The organism is Streptomyces sp. DG2A-72 (assembly GCF_030499575.1).
GTDB lineage: Bacteria > Actinomycetota > Actinomycetes > Streptomycetales > Streptomycetaceae > Streptomyces.
In genome coordinates, this window is sequence record NZ_JASTLC010000001.1 from 3,997,721 (window position 1) to 4,020,834 (window position 23,114).

The following is a 23,114-nucleotide window of genomic DNA, read 5'->3' on the forward strand; positions in this document are numbered from 1 at the left end:
GGTGAGCCTGGCGGGGGGAGTCCTCACGGCCGTACCGGCGCGCGTCGCCGACACGGCCGCACGGGCGCTGCTGCGCGCCGGTGACGCCTCGGCGCTGTCGCGCTCCGACGACGAACCGCCGGTGACCGTCCCGCGCGACCCGGCGCGGGAGGCGGCTCGGCGCGAGCTGTCCAAAGGCATGTACCACGAGAACGACCCCAGCCTGTTCCAGCGGGCGCTGAACGCATTCTGGGACTGGGTCGGCGAGCTGTTCGGCACCGCCTCGGCCGCCACTCCTGGGGGGACGCTCGGCCTGGTCGTCGTCATCCTGGTCGTCCTCGCAGCCCTGGGTGCCCTGTGGTGGCGCCTGGGCACCCCGCGTCGAGCACCAGTCTCCTCCGCCGCCCTCTTCGACGACCGCCCCCGCAGCGCCGCCGAACATCGCGCCGCCGCCGAGGCACAGGCCGCCCAGGGCCACTGGAACCAGGCCGTCCAAGAACGCATGCGGGCCGTCGTCCGCGCCCTGGAGGAACGCGCCCTCCTCGACGTCCACCCCGGCCGCACCGCCGACGAGGCCGCCGCGGAAGCGGGCCGCGTCCTGCCCTCCGCTGCGGACCGGCTGAGCGCAGCCGCCCGGGACTTCGACGACGTGACATACGGGGGACGGACGGCAACCGAGCAGTCGTACCACCGCATCGCCGCACTCGACCGCGACCTGGAGCGCACCAAACCGGTGCTCGCCAGCAGCGCCCACAGCGCGACCCAGAACGCCCGCCAGGGAGCCGCCGAATGACCACTGAGGCCATGCTCCCGTCCACCTCGGCCTCTCCCACCACCCGCCAGGTGTGGACCCGCACGCGAGGCGTCCTGCTCGCCCTCGTGCTGCTCCTGGTGGGGGCCATCGCGATCGCCGTGATCCAGTCCGACGCCCGGCACGGCCGACTCGACCCCCGCTCCGCCGATCCCTACGGCAGCCGCGCCGTCGCCGAACTGCTCGCCGACCGCGGCGTGTCCACACGCGTGGTCACCACCCTGGACGAGGCCCGCACCACCGCCCGCCCGGACACCACACTCCTCGTGGCCGACCCCGACCTGCTGACAGCACGTCAACAGACACAGCTGCACGCCGCCACCGACGCCTCCGGCGGACGCAGCATCCTGGTCGCGCCCGGCAGCTGGTCCGTCGAACGGCTCGCCCCCGGCGTCATCGCCGACCCTGCCACCAGCCTCGACTCGGCGCTGTCGCCCGACTGCAATCTGCCGGCGGCCCGCCGCGCAGGTAGCGCCGACACCGGCGGCATCCGGTACACGGCCCTCCAGGTCGACGCCGACGAGTGCTACCCCAGCGAGCGCCTGGCCACCCTCGTGCGCGTCCCGGCGGCATCGGAGGGCGGCGACACCATCGTCATCGGTGCGCCCGACATCCTCTTCAACGACCGCCTCGACGAGCAGGGCAACGCCTCGCTCGCCCTCCAACTCCTCGGCTCCCGCCCTCATCTGGTCTGGTACCTCCCCTCGCTCTCCGACTCCACCGCCGCCGGCACCGAGGGCGAGCGAGGCTTCTTCGACCTGCTCCCCTCGGGCTGGCTCTGGGGCACACTTCAGCTCTTCATCGCGGCAGCCCTGGCCGCCCTCTGGCGGGCACGGCGGCTCGGCCCTCTCGTGCCCGAAAATCTCCCCGTGGCGATCCGCGCCTCCGAAACCGTCGAAGGCCGTGCCCGCCTCTACCGCAAGGCCAACGCCCGCGACCGCGCGGCCGCCGCTCTCCGCTCCACCACCCGCACCCGCCTCGCCCCCCTCGTAGGCGTCCCCGTCGCCCAGGCACACGCGCCCGAAGCCCTGCTCCCCGCGCTGTCCGCCCACCTCCACGGCGACGGACAGTCCCTGCACACCCTCCTCTTCGGCCCGCCGCCCAGCGACGACGCCGCGCTCATCGCCCTCGCCGACCAACTCGACGCCCTCGAAAGAGAGGTACGCCGTCCATGATGGACCCGACCACTGACAACGCCGGGCCGACCGAGGACGCGGGCAACGCCCGAGCCGCCCTGGAGGCCCTGCGCGCCGAGATCGCCAAGGCCGTGGTCGGCCAGGATCCCGCCGTGACCGGCCTCGTCGTCGCCCTCCTCTGCCGCGGACACGTTCTCCTTGAAGGAGTCCCCGGGGTTGCCAAAACGTTGCTCGTCCGCGCCCTCGCGTCCGCACTCGAACTCGACACCAAGCGCGTGCAGTTCACTCCGGACCTGATGCCGAGCGATGTGACCGGCTCCCTCGTCTACGACACCCGCACCGCGGAGTTCTCCTTCCAGCCCGGCCCGGTCTTCACCAACCTCCTCCTCGCGGACGAGATCAACCGCACACCCCCCAAGACCCAGTCGTCGCTCCTGGAAGCCATGGAAGAACGCCAGGTCACGGTCGACGGCACCCCCCGCCCGCTCCCCGAGCCCTTCCTGGTCGCAGCGACCCAGAACCCGGTCGAGTACGAGGGCACCTACCCCCTCCCCGAGGCCCAGCTGGACCGCTTCCTCCTCAAACTCACGATCCCCCTCCCCTCCCGCCAGGACGAGATCGCCGTCCTCACCCGCCACTCCGAGGGCTTCAACCCGCGCGACCTGCGCGCCGCCGGTCTGCGCCCCGTCGCCGGCCCCGCAGCCCTCGAAGCCGCGCGCGCCGCAGTCGCCAAGACCGCCGTCTCCCCCGAAATCACCGGCTACGTCGTGGACATCTGCCGCGCGACCCGCGAATCCCCGTCCCTCACCCTCGGCGTCTCCCCACGCGGCGCCACCGCCCTCCTGGCCACCTCGCGCGCGTGGGCCTGGCTGACCGGCCGCGATTACGTCATCCCGGACGACGTCAAGGCCCTCGCCCTCCCCACGCTCCGCCACCGCGTACAACTCCGCCCAGAGGCCGAAATGGAGGGCGTGACGGCCGACTCCGTCATCAACGCGATCCTCGCCCAGGTCCCGGTCCCCCGCTGATGGCCCTCACCGGACGCACAGCACTCCTCGCAGCCCTCGGCTCCCTCCCCGTAGGCATCTGGGAACCCGGCCTCACGGGCCTCCTCGCCGTGAACGCCCCCCTGGCGCTGGCCTGCGCGTGCGACTTCGCCCTGGCAGCGCCGGTACGACACCTGGGCCTGAGCCGCTCCGGCGACACCTCCGCACGTCTGGGCGAGCAGGCCGACGTCACCCTCACGATCACCAACCCGTCACGCCGCCTGCTCCGGGCCCGCCTCCGCGACGCCTGGCCCCCCAGCAGCTGGCAACCCGGCACGGAAATCGCCGCCTCCCGCCATCGCCTCACGGTCCCTGCGGGCGAACGCCGCCGCATCACGACCCGTCTACGCCCCACCCGCCGCGGCGACCGCCAGGCAGACCGCGTCACGATCCGCTCGTACGGCCCTCTCGGCCTCTTCGCACGCCAGGGCACCCACAAAGTCCCCTGGACAGTCCGCGTCCTGCCCCCCTTCACCAGCCGCAAGCACCTCCCGTCGAAACTCGCCCGCCTGCGCGAACTCGACGGCCGCACCAGCGTCCTCACCCGCGGAGAAGGCACAGAATTCGACAGCCTGCGCGAGTACGTCCCCGGCGACGACACCCGTTCCATCGACTGGCGCGCCACAGCTCGCCAGACCACGGTCGCCGTACGCACCTGGCGCCCCGAACGCGATCGGCACATCCTCCTGGTCCTCGACACCGGCCGCACCTCGGCCGGCCGCGTCGGCGACGCCCCACGCCTGGACGCCTCAATGGACGCCGCCCTGCTCCTGGCCGCCCTGGCATCCCGCGCCGGCGACCGCGTCGACCTACTCGCATACGACCGCCGGGTACGCGCCCTGGTCCAGGGCCGCGCAGCAGGCGACGTCCTCCCGTCCCTGGTCAACGCGATGGCAACACTCGAACCCGAGCTCGTCGAAACCGATTCTCGAGGCCTTACGGCCACTGCGCTCAGGACGGCCCCCCGCCGCTCTCTGATCGTGCTCCTGACAACCCTGGACGCGGCCCCCGTCGAAGAGGGCCTGCTGCCCGTCCTCGCCCGCCTCACCCAGCGCCACACGGTTTTGCTGGCATCCGTCGCAGACCCGAACATCGCCCACATGGCCACGGCACGCGGCAACACAGAAGCCATTTACGAATCCGCAGCCGCCGCCCAGGCACAAAGCGAACGCCATCGCACAGCGGAACAACTCCGACGTCATGGAGTCACGGTCGTGGACGCGACACCTGATGAACTGGCTCCAACACTGGCCGATGCATATCTGGCGCTAAAGGCGGCTGGACGCCTTTAGCGCGGAGGGCAGGACCGACTGCCTAACCAAACGCAATTAGGGCCCACACCAAAAGGCGTGGGCCCTAATTTCAAGTTTTGTTCGGCGGTGTCCTACTCTCCCACAGGGTCCCCCCTGCAGTACCATCGGCGCTGTAAGGCTTAGCTTCCGGGTTCGGAATGTAACCGGGCGTTTCCCTCACGCTATGACCACCGAAACACTATGAAGTTCCAACCGGAAACATGACACGGTCGTTGCCTCAGAACTAACACAGTGGACGCGAGCAACTGAGGACAAGCCCTCGGCCTATTAGTACCGGTCACCTCCACCCCTTACAGGGCTTCCAGATCCGGCCTATCAACCCAGTCGTCTACTGGGAGCCTTAACCCCTCAAAGGGGGTGGGAACACTCATCTCGAAGCAGGCTTCCCGCTTAGATGCTTTCAGCGGTTATCCCTCCCGAACGTAGCCAACCAGCCATGCCCTTGGCAGAACAACTGGCACACCAGAGGTTCGTCCGTCCCGGTCCTCTCGTACTAGGGACAGCCCTTCTCAATGTTCCTGCGCGCGCAGCGGATAGGGACCGAACTGTCTCACGACGTTCTAAACCCAGCTCGCGTACCGCTTTAATGGGCGAACAGCCCAACCCTTGGGACCGACTCCAGCCCCAGGATGCGACGAGCCGACATCGAGGTGCCAAACCATCCCGTCGATATGGACTCTTGGGGAAGATCAGCCTGTTATCCCCGGGGTACCTTTTATCCGTTGAGCGACGGCGCTTCCACAAGCCACCGCCGGATCACTAGTCCCGACTTTCGTCCCTGCTCGACCCGTCGGTCTCACAGTCAAGCTCCCTTGTGCACTTACACTCAACACCTGATTGCCAACCAGGCTGAGGGAACCTTTGGGCGCCTCCGTTACTCTTTAGGAGGCAACCGCCCCAGTTAAACTACCCATCAGACACTGTCCCTGATCCGGATCACGGACCCAGGTTAGACATCCAGCACGACCAGACTGGTATTTCAACGACGACTCCCCCTGAACTGGCGTCCAGAGTTCACAGTCTCCCAGCTATCCTACACAAGCCGAACCGAACACCAATATCAAACTGTAGTAAAGGTCCCGGGGTCTTTCCGTCCTGCTGCGCGAAACGAGCATCTTTACTCGTAGTGCAATTTCACCGGGCCTATGGTTGAGACAGTCGAGAAGTCGTTACGCCATTCGTGCAGGTCGGAACTTACCCGACAAGGAATTTCGCTACCTTAGGATGGTTATAGTTACCACCGCCGTTTACTGGCGCTTAAGTTCTCAGCTTCGCCCCGTCGAAACAGGACTAACCGGTCCCCTTAACGTTCCAGCACCGGGCAGGCGTCAGTCCGTATACATCGCCTTACGGCTTCGCACGGACCTGTGTTTTTAGTAAACAGTCGCTTCTCGCTGGTCTCTGCGGCCACCCCCAGCTCAAGCAGCAAGTGCTCTCACCGGTGATGGCCCCCCTTCTCCCGAAGTTACGGGGGCATTTTGCCGAGTTCCTTAACCATAGTTCACCCGAACGCCTCGGTATTCTCTACCTGACCACCTGAGTCGGTTTAGGGTACGGGCCGCCATAAAACTCGCTAGAGGCTTTTCTCGACAGCATAGGATCATCCACTTCACCACAATCGGCTCGGCATCAGGTCTCACCCCATGTGAGTGGCGGATTTACCTACCACTCGGGCTACACCCTTACCCCGGGACAACCACCGCCCGGGATGGACTACCTTCCTGCGTCACCCCATCACTCACCTACTACCAACTCGGGTCACCGGCTCCACCACTTTCCATTCCCCGAAGGGTCCGGAACGGCTTCACGGGCTTAGCATCACTGGATTCAATGTTTGACGCTTTACAGCGGGTACCGGAATATCAACCGGTTATCCATCGACTACGCCTGTCGGCCTCGCCTTAGGTCCCGACTTACCCTGGGCAGATCAGCTTGACCCAGGAACCCTTAGTCAATCGGCGCACACGTTTCCCACGTGTGAATCGCTACTCATGCCTGCATTCTCACTCGTCAACCGTCCACAACTCGCTTCCGCGGCTGCTTCACCCGGCAGACGACGCTCCCCTACCCAACCCAGCAGGCGTTAGCCCTTATGCTGGATTGACACGACTTCGGCGGTACGCTTGAGCCCCGCTACATTGTCGGCGCGGAATCACTAGACCAGTGAGCTATTACGCACTCTTTCAAGGGTGGCTGCTTCTAAGCCAACCTCCTGGTTGTCTGTGCGACTCCACATCCTTTCCCACTTAGCGTACGCTTAGGGGCCTTAGTCGATGCTCTGGGCTGTTTCCCTCTCGACCATGGAGCTTATCCCCCACAGTCTCACTGCCGCGCTCTCACTTACCGGCATTCGGAGTTTGGCTAAGGTCAGTAACCCGGTAGGGCCCATCGCCTATCCAGTGCTCTACCTCCGGCAAGAAACACACGACGCTGCACCTAAATGCATTTCGGGGAGAACCAGCTATCACGGAGTTTGATTGGCCTTTCACCCCTAACCACAGGTCATCCCCCAGGTTTTCAACCCTGGTGGGTTCGGTCCTCCACGACCTCTTACAGCCGCTTCAACCTGCCCATGGCTAGATCACTCCGCTTCGGGTCTTGAGCGCGCTACTAAATCGCCCTGTTCGGACTCGCTTTCGCTACGGCTTCCCCACACGGGTTAACCTCGCAACACACCGCAAACTCGCAGGCTCATTCTTCAAAAGGCACGCAGTCACGACATACAAGCAAGCTTGCATGCGACGCTCCCACGGCTTGTAGGCACACGGTTTCAGGTACTATTTCACTCCGCTCCCGCGGTACTTTTCACCATTCCCTCACGGTACTATCCGCTATCGGTCACCAGGGAATATTTAGGCTTAACGGGTGGTCCCGCCAGATTCACACGGGATTTCTCGGGCCCCGTGCTACTTGGGTGTCTCTCCAACGAGCCGTTGACGTTTCGACTACGGGGGTCTTACCCTCTACGCCGGACCTTTCGCATGTCCTTCGCCTACATCAACGGTTTCTCACTCGTCTCACGGCCGGCAGACCGTGAAAGAGAGATCCCACAACCCCGTATACGCAACCCCTGCCGGGTCTCACACGCATACGGTTTGGCCTCATCCGGTTTCGCTCGCCACTACTCCCGGAATCACGGTTGTTTTCTCTTCCTGCGGGTACTGAGATGTTTCACTTCCCCGCGTTCCCTCCACATACCCTATGTGTTCAGGTATGGGTGACAGCCCATGACGACTGCCGGGTTTCCCCATTCGGACACCCCCGGATCAAAGCCTGGTTGACGACTCCCCGGGGCCTATCGTGGCCTCCCACGTCCTTCATCGGTTCCTGGTGCCAAGGCATCCACCGTGCGCCCTTAAAAACTTGGCCACAGATGCTCGCGTCCACTGTGCAGTTCTCAAACAACGACCAGCCACCCACCACCCCGGACCTACGATCCGAGTTCACTGGGGCCGGCACCTGAAGGAAATCATTCCCTCAGACACCCAACAGCGTGCCCGGCACACTCCCCGCTCCCCTCAACGTTCCACACTCCGAAGAGCAGTACTAGAAGAAGACGACGATCAAGTGTGCCGAATAATCAACGTTCCACCCATGAGCAACCGTGCGAGACATTTGCTCGCAGTCGGCTATGTGCTCCTTAGAAAGGAGGTGATCCAGCCGCACCTTCCGGTACGGCTACCTTGTTACGACTTCGTCCCAATCGCCAGTCCCACCTTCGACAGCTCCCTCCCGTAAACGGGTTGGGCCACCGGCTTCGGGTGTTACCGACTTTCGTGACGTGACGGGCGGTGTGTACAAGGCCCGGGAACGTATTCACCGCAGCACTGCTGATCTGCGATTACTAGCAACTCCGACTTCATGGGGTCGAGTTGCAGACCCCAATCCGAACTGAGACCGGCTTTTTGAGATTCGCTCCACCTCACGGCATCGCAGCTCATTGTACCGGCCATTGTAGCACGTGTGCAGCCCAAGACATAAGGGGCATGATGACTTGACGTCGTCCCCACCTTCCTCCGAGTTGACCCCGGCGGTCTCCTGTGAGTCCCCATCACCCCGAAGGGCATGCTGGCAACACAGGACAAGGGTTGCGCTCGTTGCGGGACTTAACCCAACATCTCACGACACGAGCTGACGACAGCCATGCACCACCTGTACACCGACCACAAGGGGGCGCCTGTCTCCAGACGTTTCCGGCGTATGTCAAGCCTTGGTAAGGTTCTTCGCGTTGCGTCGAATTAAGCCACATGCTCCGCTGCTTGTGCGGGCCCCCGTCAATTCCTTTGAGTTTTAGCCTTGCGGCCGTACTCCCCAGGCGGGGAACTTAATGCGTTAGCTGCGGCACCGACGACGTGGAATGTCGCCAACACCTAGTTCCCACCGTTTACGGCGTGGACTACCAGGGTATCTAATCCTGTTCGCTCCCCACGCTTTCGCTCCTCAGCGTCAGTAATGGCCCAGAGATCCGCCTTCGCCACCGGTGTTCCTCCTGATATCTGCGCATTTCACCGCTACACCAGGAATTCCGATCTCCCCTACCACACTCTAGCTAGCCCGTATCGAATGCAGACCCGGGGTTAAGCCCCGGGCTTTCACACCCGACGTGACAAGCCGCCTACGAGCTCTTTACGCCCAATAATTCCGGACAACGCTTGCGCCCTACGTATTACCGCGGCTGCTGGCACGTAGTTAGCCGGCGCTTCTTCTGCAGGTACCGTCACTTGCGCTTCTTCCCTGCTGAAAGAGGTTTACAACCCGAAGGCCGTCATCCCTCACGCGGCGTCGCTGCATCAGGCTTGCGCCCATTGTGCAATATTCCCCACTGCTGCCTCCCGTAGGAGTCTGGGCCGTGTCTCAGTCCCAGTGTGGCCGGTCGCCCTCTCAGGCCGGCTACCCGTCGTCGCCTTGGTGAGCCATTACCTCACCAACAAGCTGATAGGCCGCGGGCCCATCCTTCACCGCCGGAGCTTTCAACCCCCACAGATGCCCGTGAGAGTGCTATCCGGTATTAGACCCCGTTTCCAGGGCTTGTCCCAGAGTGAAGGGCAGATTGCCCACGTGTTACTCACCCGTTCGCCACTAATCCCCACCGAAGTGGTTCATCGTTCGACTTGCATGTGTTAAGCACGCCGCCAGCGTTCGTCCTGAGCCAGGATCAAACTCTCCGTGAATGTGTACCGGTTATCCGGTCAACACACACGAGAGCGGAACCGTCGGGCGGAATAAGCCCGACCGTTCACAACGTCCTCGCTGTGTATTTCTTCAAAGGAACCACGACCATCGGAACAGGTTCCGACGGACGGGGTATCAACATATCTGGCGTTGATTTTTGGCACGCTGTTGAGTTCTCAAGGAACGGACGCTTCCTTCGTACTCACCCGAGAGACACTCTCGCGGCTTTCCTCCGGGCGCTTCCCTTCGGTGTTTCCAACCTTACCAGATCGCTTTTCCGTTCCGTTTCCGGTCGGAATTCGTTTTCCGGTGGCCGTTGGAGTGGCCTTGCCTATTTGATTGCCTTCCGGCTCTCTTTCGGCGAGTCCGACTTTATCAGAAGTTTTTGACTGGCCTGACCGGCCACTCAGTCCTGAATAATCGGGGGCTTCTCGGGAAGTGACTTCACAAGAAGCCGACAGATGCTAACCGTCACCCCGGGGCAAACCCTGCCCTCTCGGCAACTGTTTGAATCTACCTCCCCACGTCCTCCGTGTCAACGGCTCTTGTGGGGCGAAGGAGAGACTAGCAGCTCAGCAGACATGTCCGCACATCAGGCAGCCGTCGGAACCGCGGCGCTGCGCTCCGCAGCTTCGACGTCGCCCGTCTCCCCGGTGCGGGCGGCACGACCGCCCAGGACGTAGACGTAGGCAAGGAAGACGAGCTCAGCGAGGACCCCGATGCTTATTCGTGCCCATGTGGGCAGGCCCGACGGGGTCACGAAGCCTTCGATGGCGCCGGAGACGAAGAGGACCAGGGCGAGGCCGATGGCCATGCCCACGGCGGCTCGGCCCTCTTCCGCGAGGGCCGTGCGTCGGCTGCGTGGGCCAGGGTCGATGACGGTCCAGCCGAGGCGCAGGCCGGTGCCGGCGGCCACGAAGACCGCGGTCAGCTCGAGCAGACCGTGCGGCAGGACGAGACCGAGGAAGGTGTCGAGCCGACCGGCTGAGGACATCAGGCCGAAGCCGACGCCGAGGTTGAGCATGTTCTGGAAGAGGATCCACAGGACCGGGAGGCCCAGGAAGACCCCGAGGATCAGGCACAGGGCGGCCGCCCAGGCGTTGTTCGTCCACACCTGGGCGGCAAAGGAGGCCGCGGGGTGGCTCGAGTAGTAGGTCTCGTACTGGCCTCCGGGGCGGGTGAGTTCGCGCAGCTCATCGGGGGCCGCTATGGAGGACTGCACTTCTGGGTGAGCACCTATCCACCAGCCCAGAAGTGCCGCGACAAGGGTCGACAGGAGCGCGGTGGGTACCCACCAGTGGCGCGACTTGTAGACCGCGGCGGGGAATCCGTGCGTGAGGAAGCGGGTGACGTCGCGCCAGGAGGCGCGTCGGGTGCCTGTCACGGCACTACGCGCGCGTGCCACGAGTTGGCTGAGCCGACCGGTCAATTGCGGGTCGGGGGCGCTGGACTGGATCAGGGACAGGTGGGTGGCGGTGCGCTGGTAAAGAGCGACGAGTTCGTCGGCCTCGGCACCGGTGAGGCTGCGCTGGCGCCGGAGCAGGGCGTCGAGGCGGTCCCATTCGGCTCGGTGGGCGGTGACGAAGACGTCGAGATCCATCGGTTTGCCTGCTCCTGGGCTGTTCGTCGGCGGCTCGTCGTGGTGTCAGCTTGTCGTACTGCGGCGCAATGCGCCCTCAGCTTGGCAGACTGGCCGTTCTCAGGGCAGGTCAGGGGAAGGACAGCGGCGTGAGTGAGCTGGTGACGGGTGAGGCGGTGGCGCTGGAGTTGCGCCCCGCGAGGCTGCCCAGCAGGGCGCTGGCCGTCCTGCTCGATCTGGTGGTGGCCATGATCGCCTACCTGGTCGTGACCATCGGTCTGGTGGTCTCCACGGCCTCATTGGACGAGGCGGCACAGGTCGCCCTGTCGATCGCGACATTTGTATTGGTGCTGGTGGGCGGACCGATCGCGGTCGAGACGCTGAGCCATGGGCGGTCGCTCGGCAAGATGGCGTGCGGGCTGCGTGTGGTGCGGGACGACGGCGGCCCGATCCGGTTCCGACATGCGCTGGTCCGGGGTGGGATCGGTGTGATCGAGATTCTGATGACATTCGGCGTGATCGCCTGCATCGCCTCTCTCGTGTCGGCGCGCGGGCGGAGGCTCGGGGACGTGTTCGCAGGGACTCTGGTGGTGAGGGAACGGGTGCCCGTGGCCCGTACGACCTTCGTTCCTCCGCCGCCGCCCTGGCTGGCCGGACGGTTCGCCGCGCTGGACCTGTCGGCGGTTCCGGACGATCTGTGGCTTGCCGTCCGCCAGTATCTGACGCGGATGCAGCAGCTGGATCCGCAGGTCGGCTGGGCCATGGCGGAACGGCTCGCCACCGACCTCGCGGCCCGTACGGGGAGCCCGGCGCCGCAGGGCGTTCCGCCGGCCGCGTATTTGGCGGCTGTGGTGCAGGAACGGCAGGCACGGGATGCCAGGCGTGCCTTCGCGGGCGGTTCGGTAGTAAGCGGTCAGACCGTAGGTGCACCCGCTGCCGGTGGCGGGCCTGCGGCCGGTGTGCCGGGGGCGTATGTGCCTCCGCCGGTTCCGTCCGCGGTCCCTGCCCCTCAGCCCGAGGCTCCGGTCAGTGGTCGGCGCGAGGCTCCCGACGCGTCGCCCGCTGACCGTCCCGCCACTGGGTTCGTACCGCCTGCCTAGCCCGGCCCGTCGGCCGCCCAGCCCGAACGCGGCGCTCAGTCGAACGCGGACGGCGGCGAGTCAAGGTCCTCCAACTCGATGCCCGGTGCCGCGAGCACGACGTCGCCGGCGATGTGTACGGCGTGCTGTTCGCCCGTGTCCAGGGCTGTGACCTGGTATTCGTCCACGGTCAGAGGGCCGTTGTCAGTGGCGTGTGCTTCTCTTTTCACCAAGGCCCAGGACTGGTCCACGGTGCGCGGGGCGAGGACGGGGTCGGTGAAGGCGACGAGGCGTACGCGGGTTGCTGAGCTGGAAGGGGCGAGGCGCAGGAGACGGGTGGTGGCGATGAGGAATGCGGGAGAAGTGCCGGTGAAGGCGTGAGCGCGGACGTTGCCTTCCGTGGCACGAGTCCCGGTGGGGTCTGTACGGACCCAGGCGACGCCGTCGAGCGCGGCGCCGCGGACCTGCCAGCCCGCGGCGTGGAGTTCGAGGCGGATGGGGCGGCCGAGTTCGTCGAGGGTGAGGTCGACGGAGCCGCTGTGGTCACCCGCGGGGGTGGTCCGTTGTGAGACGTAGCGCCAGCCGGAGGGGCCGGGGGCGCAGTGGAAGTGCTCGTCTGCGAGGGGGGTGTGATCGTGCGGATCATGGAGCGAATAACGGCCGCGGGGCATGGGGGTCCTGGGTCTTGACGGGCTGGTCCGGCCGCAACGGCCAAAGGGGCAGGCCCCCGGCACGGGGGTGCGGGGGCCTGCCTCGGAGGACCTGCGTGAGAGCGCGTCAGCGCACCGGCGCGCTCTCACGGGCTGCGGTCAGTACTCGGCGGTACTCAGTGCCTGAGCCGGCGGCTACCAACAGCAGCCAACGGCTCAACAGCGGCAGCCGAGGGCTCAGTAGCGGTAGTGGTCCGGCTTGTACGGCCCCTCGACCTCGACGCCGATGTACGCCGCCTGCTCCGGACGCAGCGTCGTCAGCTTCACTCCGAGCGCGTCCAGGTGGAGGCGGGCGACCTTCTCGTCGAGGTGCTTGGGCAGCACGTACACGTCGGTCGGGTACGCGTCGGGCTTGGTGAACAGCTCGATCTGGGCCAGGGTCTGGTCCGCGAAGGAGTTGGACATCACGAACGACGGGTGACCGGTGGCGTTGCCCAGGTTCAGCAGGCGGCCCTCGGAGAGGACGATGAGCACCTTGCCGTCGGGGAACGTCCAGGTGTGAACCTGCGGCTTGACCTCGTCCTTGACGATGCCGGGGATCTGAGCGAGGCCGGCCATGTCGATCTCGTTGTCGAAGTGGCCGATGTTGCCCACGATCGCCTGGTGCTTCATCTTGGCCATGTCCGAGGCCATGATGATGTCCTTGTTGCCGGTCGTGGTGACGAAGATGTCAGCCTTGTCGACGACCTCGTCGAGGGTCGTGACCTGGTAGCCGTCCATCGCGGCCTGCAGTGCGCAGATCGGGTCGATCTCGGTGATGATCACGCGGGCGCCCTGTCCGCGCAGGGACTCCGCGCAGCCCTTGCCCACGTCGCCGTAACCAAAGACGACCGCGGTCTTGCCGCCGATGAGGACGTCGGTGGCGCGGTTGATGCCGTCGATCAGGGAGTGGCGGCAGCCGTACTTGTTGTCGAACTTCGACTTGGTGACGGCGTCGTTGACGTTGATCGCCGGGAACAGGAGGGTGCCGTCGCGGTGCATCTCGTACAGGCGGTGGACGCCGGTCGTGGTCTCCTCGGTCACGCCGCGGATCTCGGACGCCACCTGGGTCCATTTCTGCGGGCTTTCGCCGAGCGTGCGGGTCAGCAGCTCGAGGACGACGCGGTGCTCGTCGGACTCGGCGGTCTCGATGTCCGGGACCTTGCCGTCCTTCTCGTACTCGACGCCCTTGTGGACGAGCATGGTGGCGTCGCCACCGTCGTCCAGGATCATGTTCGGGCCGCCGGTGGGGGTGTTCGGCCAGGTCAGCGCCTGCTCCGTGCACCACCAGTACTCCTCCAGGGTCTCGCCCTTCCAGGCGAAGACCGGGATGCCCTGGGGGTTGTCGGGCGTGCCGTTCGGGCCGACGGCGATGGCGGCGGCCGCGTGGTCCTGGGTGGAGAAGATGTTGCAGGAGGCCCAGCGGACCTCGGCACCGAGAGCGGCCAGGGTCTCGATGAGTACGGCGGTCTGCACGGTCATGTGCAGGGAGCCGGTGATGCGGGCGCCGGCGAGGGGCTGCGCCTCGGCGTACTCCTTGCGGATCGCCATCAGGCCGGGCATCTCGTGCTCGGCGAGGGTGATCTCCTTGCGGCCGAACTCGGCCAGAGAGAGGTCGGCGACCTTGAAGTCCTGTCGGTTTTCGACAGTCGTCATTCGAGCTGCTCCTCGGAGGTTGGGGCGAGGTGGGTACGGCTGGTCTGCGCGGCGGCGGACACAGGGGTGCCCGAAGAGGACACAGGCATGCCCGCGTACACGCAGCGCAGTCCGTCGGAGGCCCTCTCTCCCTCGGTCGGTCCGCGGTGGGACCGCCCGACCGCCATCAGCAGCGACGTCTGGCTCCGTCCCAAGCTACACCGGTAGGGCGGGCCGTCCCCAGTCCACCTCCGAATAGATCAGGCCGATCACGGCCCCAGTGAGGGTCCGTCCACTGCCTGGCCCGTCGGGCGAGGGACGGCTGTGACAGCGATAACAGGACACCCGCAATCGGATGGACAGGAGTCGACAGACCGGGACCTTCAGGGACTTCTGCATCTTTGAGCTGGGAGAGAGGTGTTGCAGGATGCGAGGAGATCGGGACATCTGATCGATCCTGCGGGACGTCCGGGACGGCGTTCTCGCGTGACAAAGGCGTTAGGAGATCGACGTGACCAGTCCGGCCGGCCCTCCCCCCACGGGCAGCGGCGGTGGCGAGCGCAAGAGGTTGAAGTTGCTCGCGGTGACCGCGTGCCCGACCGGCATCGCCCATACGTACATGGCGGCGGAGAAGCTCGCGCAGGCCGCCGCGAGCCGGGACATCGACATGAAGGTGGAGACACAGGGATCCATCGGGGCTGAAAACGTACTCGATGACAACGATGTCAAATCCGCCGACGGCATCATCATCGCCGCGGACAAGGATGTTGACCTGAGCCGATTCGCAGGCAAGCGGGTCCTGACCGTCGGGGTCGCAGAGGGCATTCGCCGCCCCGAGCAGCTGATCGAGCAGGTGCAGTCGGCCCCCGTGCACATGGAGGGTGGCTCCCCCACGGCCGCCCGCGCCGCCGGCGGCACCGGCGCCACCGGCGGCAAGGAACGCGGCATCACGTACAAGGCGCTGATGAACGGGGTCAGTTACATGATTCCGTTCGTGGTCGTCGGCGGGCTGCTGATCGCGGTCTCGCTCGCGATCGGCGGGAACACCACGCCGGACGGCCTGGTCATCCCGGAGGACTCCTTCTGGATGGACGTGAACAACATCGGCGTCATCGGCTTCACGCTGATGGTGCCGGTCCTGTCCGGCTATATCGCCTATGCGATAGGCGACCGGCCCGCGCTGGTGCCGGGCATGATCGGTGGCTGGATCGCGAACACCGGTGAGTTGTACGACTCGAAGGCGGGCGCCGGGTTCATCGGGGCGATCGTGACGGGGTTCCTGGCCGGTTATCTGGTCCTGTGGATCAAGAAGGTCAAGGTCCCGAAGTTCGTGCAGCCGATCATGCCGATCATCGTGATCCCGATCGTGGCGACCTCGGCGCTCGGGCTGTTCTTCATCTACGTCATCGGCAAGCCGATTTCCTGGGTCTTCGAGCATCTGACCAGCTGGCTCAGCGGGATGACGGGCACGAGCGCGATTCTGCTCGGGGCGATTCTCGGGCTCATGATCGCGTTCGACATGGGTGGGCCGGTCAACAAGACCGCGTTCCTGTTCGGCGCCGGGCTCATCGCAACCGGCAACCAGACCGTCATGGGCATGTGTGCCGCCGCGATTCCGGTCATGCCGCTGGGGCAGGGCCTCGCCACGCTGATCCGTAAGCGCCTCTACACCGAGCAGGAGCGGGAGACCGGTCTGGCCTCGCTGTTCATGGGCTGCTTCGGCATCTCCGAGGGCGCGATCCCGTTCGCGGCGGCGCGGCCCGCTCAGGTCATCCCGGCCAATATGCTCGGCGGCGCCGTCGCCGGTGCGATCGCCGGGCTCGCCGGTGTCGAGGACGCGGTCCCGCACGGTGGGCCGATCGTGGCCGTGCTGGGCGCGGTGAGCGGCGTACCGATGTTCTTCGTGGCCGTTGCGATCGGCTCTGTCGTCACCGCGCTGACGACGGTCGCCCTCGTCGACATCACCGAGCGGAGGCGGGGCACGCCGGTCGGCGGTGCGGGTGTCAGCGGGCCCGAGCCCTCGCTGGTGGGGGCGGGCGTGGGAGCGCGGGCCGCTGCGAGCGCCGTAGGAACAGAGGGCGCCGCCGTCGTCGTACCGTTGCCGGGTGCCGGGCGTCCGGACTCTGCCATGGACACCGCAAGCGCGAACCCTGCCGCGGAATCAGCCACACCCGAAGCCCTCTCCGGTCACCTCACCGCGCAGACCGTGAAGGTTCGGCTCGACGCCTCCGAGAAGGAAACGGCGATCCGCGAGATGGCGGTCCTGCTGGCGCGGACCGGCAAGGTGGCGGACGTCGACGAGTTGGTGGCGACGGCGTTGCGGCGTGAGGCGCAGGGCACGACGGGGCTCGGTGAGGAGATCGCGATACCGCATGCCAAGACGGACGCGGTGACCGCGCCGGTCGTCGGGTTCGCGCGGTCCGCCGAAGGTGTCGAGTGGGGCTCGATGGACGGTACGAAGGCGAGGCTCGTGTTCATGATCGCCGTACCGGAGGCTGCCGCGGGTGACGAGCATCTGCGGATACTGGCGCTGTTGTCGCGGAAGTTGATGGACTCCGGGTTCCGGGAGCGGCTCATGGCGGCGCCGGACGACGCGGCGGTGCTCGGCGTGCTGAGCGAGATCCAGTAGCCGGAACAGCAGCCGATGGGGCCCGCCGAAACCCTCGGCGGACCCCATCGTCGTAAGCCCATCGTCGTAAGCACATCGTCGAAAGCACGTGGTCGTACTGAGAACGCGGTCGTACGACGTCGTATCAGTGCTCGGCGGGGTGGGGTGCCGGGCCTCCCGGCGTTGCCCCGCGGTCGGCGCCCTTCGCGGCCTCGGCCTCGCTGTAGATGTCCGGCTCGAGGTAGATCACGCGGGCGATCGGGACGGCCTCTCGGATGCGGGCCTCGGCGGCGTCGATGGCGGAGGCGATCTCGGTGGCCGTGTCGTCGTGCTGGACGGCGATCTTGGCGGCGACGAGGAGTTCCTCGGGGCCGAGGTGGAGTGTGCGCATGTGGATGATGCGGGTGACGGTGTCGCCGTCGACGATCGCGGCCTCGATCTTCTGGACGTCTTCGACGCCGGCGGCCTCGCCGAGCAGCAGCGACTTGGTCTCGGCGGCGAGCACGAGCGCGATCAGGATCAGGAGCACGCCGATGCAGAGCGTGCCGATGCCGTCCCAGACGCCGTCGCCGGTGGCGAGGGCGATGCTGACGCCGCCGAGGGCGAGGATCAGGCCGACGAGCGCGCCCAGGTCCTCCAGGAGGACGACGGGCAGTTCGGGCGCCTTGGCGTGGCGGACGAACTCCGACCAGGACTTGTTCCCGCGCAGGACGTTGGACTCCTTGATGGCCGTCCGGAAGGAGAACGTCTCGGCGATGATGGCGAAGACGAGGACGCCGACCGGCCAGTACCAGTGGTCGATCTCGTGCGGGTGCTTGATCTTCTCGTAGCCCTCGTAGATGGCAAACATGCCGCCGACCGAGAAGAGGACGATGGAGACGAGGAAGGCGTAGATGTAGCGCTCGCGGCCGTACCCGAAGGGGTGCTGCGGGGTCGCCTCGCGCTTGGCCTTCTTGCCGCCGACGAGGAGCAGGGCCTGGTTGCCGGAGTCGGCGAGGGAGTGCACCGACTCGGCGAGCATCGACGACGAGCCGCTGAAGAGGAACGCCACGAATTTCGCTACCGCGATCGCGAGGTTGGCGACGAGTGCCGCCACGATCGCCTTGGTGCCGCCTGACGCGCTCATGTATTCGCGTTGTCCCTTCGTACGTACGCTGTCCAGACCTTTGCCCGGTCTTTGCCAGTGGGCCATTGTTGCAGCCCGCTCCGACAACGGCGCGCGAGCCCGCAACTCCTTGACGTTCAGGCGATGACGGTGGCCCGGAAGACCGTTCCAGAACCGGATACTTCGGCCTTTTCGCCAGCCGGGACGAAGACCGACTGACCTGGGCTCAACTCATGTTCCCCTGCCCGCACGGAACCGGCCGTGCAGAGCAGGATCTGCGGGGTCTCGCGGGTGAGGTCGTGGGCGGCGCCGCCCTCGGGCAGGACGTAACGGGAGAGCCGGAACTCGTCGATCGGCGTCTCGTAGACCTCCTCGCCGTCCGGGGACGCCTCCGGGCGCAGCACGCCGGGGTCGCTGGGCTCGAAGCGGACGATGCGCAGGAGTTCGGGGACGTCGACGTGCTTGGGGGTCAGGCCGCAGCGCAGGACGTTGTCGGAGTTGGCCATGATCTCGACGCCGAGGCCGTTGAGGTAGGCGTGCGGGATGCCAGCGCCGAGGTAGAGGGCCTCGCCGGGGTGCAGGCGGAGGTAGTTGAGGAGCATCGCGGCGATGACGCCGGGGTCGCCCGGGTAGTGGTGGGCGATGTCCGCGTAGGGGGCGTACTCGCCGCCGAGGCGGGCGCAGGCTGCGGCGGCCGCGGTGACGGTGTGCGCCATCTCCTCGCGGTCGGCACTGAGAACGGCCGTCAGGACCTCGCGCAGCGCCGCCTCCTCGGGGTGGGCGCGCAGCAGGTCGACGTACGGCTTGAGGGAGTCGACGCCGAGGCCGGCGAGCAGGTCGGCGGCCTGTGCCGGCTCGCGGAAGCCGCACAGGCCGTCGAACTCGGTGAGCGCGCAGATGAGTTCGGGCTTGTGGTTGGCGTCCTTGTAGTTGCGGTGCGGGGCGTCCACGGGGATGCCGCGGCGCTCCTCGTCCTCGTAACCCTCCTTCGCCTGCTCCAGGTTGGGGTGCACCTGGAGGGAGAGAGGGGCGCCGGCGGCGAGGATCTTGAGCAGGAAGGGCAGGCCGGGGCCGAACTTGGCAACGGCCGCCGCGCCGAGTTCGCGCTGCGGGTCGGCGGCGATGACCTCGACGAGCGTGCCGCGGTCGGTGCGCGAGGGTGCGCCCGGGTGGGCACCCATCCACATCTCCGCCTGCGGTTCACCGGTCGGCTCGACGCCGAGCAGTTGCGGGATCGCGGTGGTGGAACCCCAGGCGTAGGGGCGGATGGTGTTGTCGAGGCGGTCCATTCGGCTCTCTGTCTGCTCTCTCTGCGTTCGACGTCTACGACGCGTTCGACTCTGGTTCGCCGTGCGTACGGCTTTCGTCTTGTCCCGTGTACGGCGGTCAGGGCGTCCTGGGTCAGATCAGGCCCTCGAAGCGAGCGCCAGGTAAACGGCGGCGAAATCGGTGATGGCGATCAGTTCGGCGAGGGTCTCCAGTTCGCCACCGGGCTCCGGCTCCAGTTCGCTGATCGGCGTGTCGTGGCTGAGGGCCAGGTCACGGGCTGCGGGGGCGGCGGTGAGGCCCCCGATCGGACTGTCACGGAGCAGTACCACGCGCGCGTGCATCGCGGGTGGCTCCTCGACGCGGTCGCGGAAGAAGTCCTCGGGGTCGGCGCTGGCGGCGAGCGGGCCTGCGAGCAGGGCGCTGTGCGCGGCGAGCGCCTCGGGGAGTTCGGCCACGACGGCGGGCGTGCCGGAGAGTTCGGCGAGGGCCGCGGCGAACCTGCGGCCCGCCGGTCCTGCCGAGGTGCCCTCCGTCCAGATCAGCGGGAGGGCGTCGGCGAGTTCGGCCGCGAGGGTCTTGGCGGGGTTGCTGTACGTCGCGATGGCCGGCCCGCAGCGCTCGGCGATGTGGTCGAGGCGGTCGGCGACCTTATCGATGGCGTCGGGTGGAGCGGCGAGCAGGCCGGTGCGGTCGAGGAGGGCGAGCAGCGGGGTCAGCAGCGCCCACAGGACGCCGGGCGCGGACGCGGCGAGGGATTCGTCCTGCTCGTACGGGGCCGTCGCGAGCGGTACGAAGAGGCCGTGGGCGCCGTCCACCGCCTCGGCGAGCGGGGTGCGGGGCGGGGCTACGGCGGCGACCGTGCAGCCGCGGCGGTAGGCCTGGTCGGCGAGGAGGGAGAGGCCGGGTTCGGTGCCGTCCGGGGTGGCGATGAGCAGCAGGTCCACCGAGCCGGCCCAGCCGGGGAGTTCCCAGCGCAGGGCGCCTGCGGCGGGGGCGACGCCGGAAGGGGCCAGGCGGGTTACTGGGCTGCCTGCGCCTGCGAGCGTGCCGAGGAGGTCGGCTACGCAGATGGCGGCGGCGCCGGGGCCCGCGATGAGGACGGCGCGGGGGCGGCCGTCCGGCTTGAGGTCGTGGACGCCGGACTCGGCGGCGTGCCGGGCCGCTGTGCGGACGCGGGCGCCGGCCTCTGCGGCGCCGCGGAGCAGGCCGCGTCGGTCGGCCTGCGAGAGCGCCTCGGGGGCGTCGAGCAGCGATTCGTCGAGCATGGGCGGCAGCCTCCGATCGCCAGGTCGTCGTTACGCGGGGTGGCGGGCCTCGTCGACGAGGAGGACGGGGATGCCGTCGCGGACGGGGTATGCCAGGCCGCAGTCCTGGCCGGTGCAGATCAGCTCCGTGTCCTGCTCCTTGAGGGGGGCGTGGCAGGCCGGGCAGGCGAGGATCTCCAGGAGGCCGGCTTCGAGCGGCATGGGGGGTCCCTTCGGGGGCGGGGTGTGCTACGGCTGTGTGCGGATGTGCCTGGTCAGGGTACCGCTGGAGGGGGTGGGGTGTGGGGGTTGGGCGGGGTGGGGTTCGGGGTGAGCGGCGTTGGGGTGACCGTTGTCGGGTTTCGCCCCCGCCGCCCCTACCCGTCCCATCCTGAAGGGGCTCCGCCCCTTCGACCCCGCCAGGGGGCTGCGCCCCCTGGACCCCCGCGGGGCTCCGCCCCTGCACCCCACCGGGGCTTCGCCCCCGGACCCCCACCGGGGCTTCGCCCCTGGACCCCATCGGCCTTCGGCCTCGTCCTCAAACGCCGGACGAGCTGGGGGTGGCTGGCACGGTCTCGTCCTCGCACGCCGACGGAATGGGCGTCGCTGAGACGGTCTCGGCCTCATACACCGACGGGATGGGGGTGGCTGCCATGGACTCGTCCTCGCACGCCGACGGAATGGGCGTCGCTGAGACAGTCTCGGCCTCATACACCGACGGGATGGGCGTCGCTGAGACAGTCTCGGTCTCATACGCCGACGGGATGGGCGTCGCTGAGACGCTCTCGGCCTCGTACGCCGGACGGGCTGAGTGGTGCCGACCGGCGTGCGAGAAGCGAGCTGTCCCAGTGGGTGGGTGGGGCTCGGGATGGCGTCACCCGGCCTCTGACGCCGGGCGGGTTGAAATGGCGCCGTCCCGCGCCGAGAGCCGTCCCTCAGCCCTCAGCCCTCAGCCCTCAGCCCTCAGCCCTCAGCCCTCAGCCCTCAGCCCTCAGCCCTCAGCCCCTGATGATCCCCAACGCCTCGTCCCGGACCTTCGTCATCGTCGCCTCGTCGCGGGCCTCTGCGTTCAGCCGTAGCAGTGGCTCCGTGTTGGAGGGGCGGACGTTGAACCACCAGTCGGCGGCGGTGACCGTGAGGCCGTCGAGGTCGTCGAGGGTTACGCCTTCGCGGCCCTCGTAGGCGGAGCGGATCGCGGTGAGGCGGGCGGTTTGGTCGTCGACTGTGGAGTTGATCTCGCCGGAGCCGACGTAGCGGTCGTACTGGGCGACGAGGGCGGAGAGGGTGCCGTCCTGGCCGCCGAGGGCGGCGAGGACGTGGAGGGCGGCGAGCATGCCCGTGTCGGCGTTCCAGAAGTCGGCGAAGTAGTAGTGCGCGGAGTGCTCGCCGCCGAAGATCGCGCCGGACTTGGCCATCTCGGCCTTGATGAAGGAGTGGCCCACGCGGGTGCGGACCGGCGTGCCGCCGTTCTCCTTGACGACCTCCGGGACCGACCAGGAGGTGATCAGGTTGTGGATGATCGTGCCCTTGCCGCCGTGCTTGGCCAGCTCGCGGGAGGCGACGAGGGCGGTGATGGCGGACGGGGAGACCGGGTCGCCGTGCTCGTCGACGACGAAGCAGCGGTCGGCGTCGCCGTCGAAGGCGATGCCGAGGTCGGCGGACTCGTCACGGACTCGCTTCTGGAGGTCGACGATGTTCGCCGGGTCCAGCGGGTTCGCCTCGTGGTTGGGGAAGGTGCCGTCCAGCTCGAAGTACATCGGCACCAGGGTCAGGGGCAGGCCGGCGAAGACGGTGGGCACGGTGTGGCCGCCCATGCCGTTGCCCGCGTCGACGACGACCTTCAGCGGGCGGATGGAGGTCAGGTCGACGAGGGAGCGGAGGTGTGCCGCGTAGTCCTCCAACGTGTCCCGCTGCGTGATCGTTCCCGTCGTGGCCGCCGGTTCCGGGGCGCCGGAGTCCATCCAGCCCTCGACCAGTGCGCGGATCTCGGCGAGGCCGGTGTCCTGGCCGACGGGGGCCGCGCCCGCCCGGCACATCTTGATGCCGTTGTACTGAGCCGGGTTGTGCGAGGCCGTGAACATGGCGCCCGGCAGGTCGAACGCGCCGGACGCGTAGTACAGCTGGTCGGTCGAGCACAGGCCGATCTCGGTCACGTCGGCACCGCGCGCCGCCGCCCCGCGCGCGAAGGCGCCCGACAGCCCCGGCGACGAGGGCCGCATGTCGTGCCCGGTCACGATCGCGCTCGCCCCGGTCACCTGGACGAAGGCGGCCCCGAACAGCTCGGCCAGCGATTCGTCCCATTGGTCCGGGACCACCCCGCGCACGTCGTACGCCTTCACGAGCTGCGACAGATCAGCAGACACGGCCAACCCTCCTGAAAGTCCTATCGGTCACCACAAGCTACCCGTACCCGCTGACAATGCGCTGTGCGGAGGCCAGGTGGACTCCC

General features: G+C 67.2%; 15 protein-coding genes and 3 rRNA genes. 6 read left to right on the forward strand and 12 right to left on the reverse strand.

Annotated elements, in window-relative coordinates:
- The first annotated feature begins 1 nt into the window (after position 1).
- The 4 genes from QQY66_RS18820 to QQY66_RS18835 are packed head-to-tail and all read left to right on the forward strand — an operon-like array spanning position 2 to position 4,264.
- On the forward strand, positions 2 to 772 hold the full coding sequence (locus QQY66_RS18820; RefSeq protein ID WP_301981513.1) for a DUF4129 domain-containing protein: 771 nt from the start codon (positions 2 to 4) through the stop codon (positions 770 to 772).
- On the forward strand, positions 769 to 1,965 hold the full coding sequence (locus tag QQY66_RS18825) for a DUF4350 domain-containing protein (protein ID WP_301981514.1): 1,197 nt from the start codon (positions 769 to 771) through the stop codon (positions 1,963 to 1,965). Before QQY66_RS18820 ends, QQY66_RS18825 begins: the two co-directional genes overlap by 4 nt.
- Entirely contained in the window at positions 1,965 to 2,954 is a 990-nt protein-coding gene (locus QQY66_RS18830) for a MoxR family ATPase (protein WP_301987387.1), read from the forward strand. Before QQY66_RS18825 ends, QQY66_RS18830 begins: the two co-directional genes overlap by 1 nt.
- The gene (locus QQY66_RS18835; protein ID WP_301981515.1) at positions 2,954 to 4,264 is read left to right on the forward strand and encodes a DUF58 domain-containing protein; all 1,311 of its coding nucleotides are present in this window, start codon (positions 2,954 to 2,956) and stop codon (positions 4,262 to 4,264) included. The genes QQY66_RS18830 and QQY66_RS18835 overlap by 1 nt, the downstream gene beginning before the upstream one ends.
- A 79-nt stretch (positions 4,265 to 4,343) precedes the next feature.
- Here QQY66_RS18835 and rrf read toward each other — a convergent pair.
- From rrf to QQY66_RS18855, 4 genes are all read right to left on the reverse strand, one after another.
- A 5S ribosomal RNA gene (gene rrf / locus QQY66_RS18840) occupies positions 4,344 to 4,460 on the reverse strand.
- Between the two features lie 72 nt (positions 4,461 to 4,532).
- Positions 4,533 to 7,654: ribosomal RNA gene (locus tag QQY66_RS18845) — 23S ribosomal RNA — on the reverse strand.
- A 275-nt stretch (positions 7,655 to 7,929) separates the two neighbouring features.
- Positions 7,930 to 9,456, reverse strand: a 16S ribosomal RNA gene (locus QQY66_RS18850).
- The 16S, 23S and 5S rRNA genes sit together here, the layout of an rRNA operon.
- A 593-nt stretch (positions 9,457 to 10,049) precedes the next feature.
- The gene (locus QQY66_RS18855; protein WP_301981516.1) at positions 10,050 to 11,057 is read right to left on the reverse strand and encodes a stage II sporulation protein M; all 1,008 of its coding nucleotides are present in this window, start codon (positions 11,055 to 11,057) and stop codon (positions 10,050 to 10,052) included.
- A gap of 128 nt (positions 11,058 to 11,185) precedes the next feature.
- Here QQY66_RS18855 and QQY66_RS18860 point away from each other — a divergent pair, with 128 nt between their 5' ends.
- The gene (locus QQY66_RS18860; RefSeq protein ID WP_301981517.1) at positions 11,186 to 12,136 is read left to right on the forward strand and encodes an RDD family protein; all 951 of its coding nucleotides are present in this window, start codon (positions 11,186 to 11,188) and stop codon (positions 12,134 to 12,136) included.
- Between the two features lie 35 nt (positions 12,137 to 12,171).
- Here the strand turns inward: QQY66_RS18860 and QQY66_RS18865 are convergent, their stop codons facing one another.
- The 3 genes from QQY66_RS18865 to QQY66_RS18875 form a co-directional block, all read right to left on the reverse strand.
- Positions 12,172 to 12,786 (reverse strand): hypothetical protein, encoded by a 615-nt coding sequence (locus tag QQY66_RS18865; protein ID WP_301981518.1) that lies wholly within the window; start codon positions 12,784 to 12,786, stop codon positions 12,172 to 12,174.
- A gap of 216 nt (positions 12,787 to 13,002) precedes the next feature.
- Entirely contained in the window at positions 13,003 to 14,460 is a 1,458-nt protein-coding gene (gene ahcY / locus QQY66_RS18870) for an adenosylhomocysteinase (protein WP_301981519.1), read from the reverse strand.
- Positions 14,457 to 14,654 (reverse strand): hypothetical protein, encoded by a 198-nt coding sequence (locus tag QQY66_RS18875; protein ID WP_301981520.1) that lies wholly within the window; start codon positions 14,652 to 14,654, stop codon positions 14,457 to 14,459. The genes ahcY and QQY66_RS18875 overlap by 4 nt, the downstream gene beginning before the upstream one ends.
- A gap of 296 nt (positions 14,655 to 14,950) precedes the next feature.
- Between QQY66_RS18875 and QQY66_RS18880 the strand changes: the two genes are divergently transcribed.
- A complete protein-coding gene (locus QQY66_RS18880; RefSeq protein WP_301981521.1) occupies positions 14,951 to 17,068 on the forward strand; it encodes a fructose-specific PTS transporter subunit EIIC in 2,118 nt (705 codons plus the stop codon).
- Positions 17,069 to 17,192: 124 nt separating this feature from the next.
- Here the strand turns inward: QQY66_RS18880 and QQY66_RS18885 are convergent, their stop codons facing one another.
- The 5 genes from QQY66_RS18885 to QQY66_RS18905 all read right to left on the reverse strand — a co-directional run bounded on the left by QQY66_RS18885 (position 17,193) and on the right by QQY66_RS18905 (position 23,028).
- The gene (locus QQY66_RS18885; protein ID WP_301981522.1) at positions 17,193 to 18,173 is read right to left on the reverse strand and encodes a cation diffusion facilitator family transporter; all 981 of its coding nucleotides are present in this window, start codon (positions 18,171 to 18,173) and stop codon (positions 17,193 to 17,195) included.
- 116 nt (positions 18,174 to 18,289) lie between these two features.
- Positions 18,290 to 19,441: a mannose-6-phosphate isomerase, class I gene (gene manA, locus QQY66_RS18890; RefSeq protein ID WP_301981523.1), complete on the reverse strand. Its 1,152-nt coding sequence runs from the start codon at positions 19,439 to 19,441 to the stop codon at positions 18,290 to 18,292.
- A gap of 117 nt (positions 19,442 to 19,558) precedes the next feature.
- The gene (locus QQY66_RS18895; protein WP_301981524.1) at positions 19,559 to 20,686 is read right to left on the reverse strand and encodes an SIS domain-containing protein; all 1,128 of its coding nucleotides are present in this window, start codon (positions 20,684 to 20,686) and stop codon (positions 19,559 to 19,561) included.
- 30 nt (positions 20,687 to 20,716) lie between these two features.
- A complete protein-coding gene (locus QQY66_RS18900) occupies positions 20,717 to 20,887 on the reverse strand; it encodes a Trm112 family protein (protein WP_190149712.1) in 171 nt (56 codons plus the stop codon).
- A gap of 776 nt (positions 20,888 to 21,663) precedes the next feature.
- Positions 21,664 to 23,028 carry a phosphomannomutase/phosphoglucomutase gene (locus tag QQY66_RS18905; protein ID WP_301981525.1) on the reverse strand — a complete coding sequence of 455 codons (1,365 nt, stop codon included), beginning with the start codon at positions 23,026 to 23,028 and terminating at the stop codon, positions 21,664 to 21,666.
- Positions 23,029 to 23,114 lie beyond the last annotated feature (86 nt).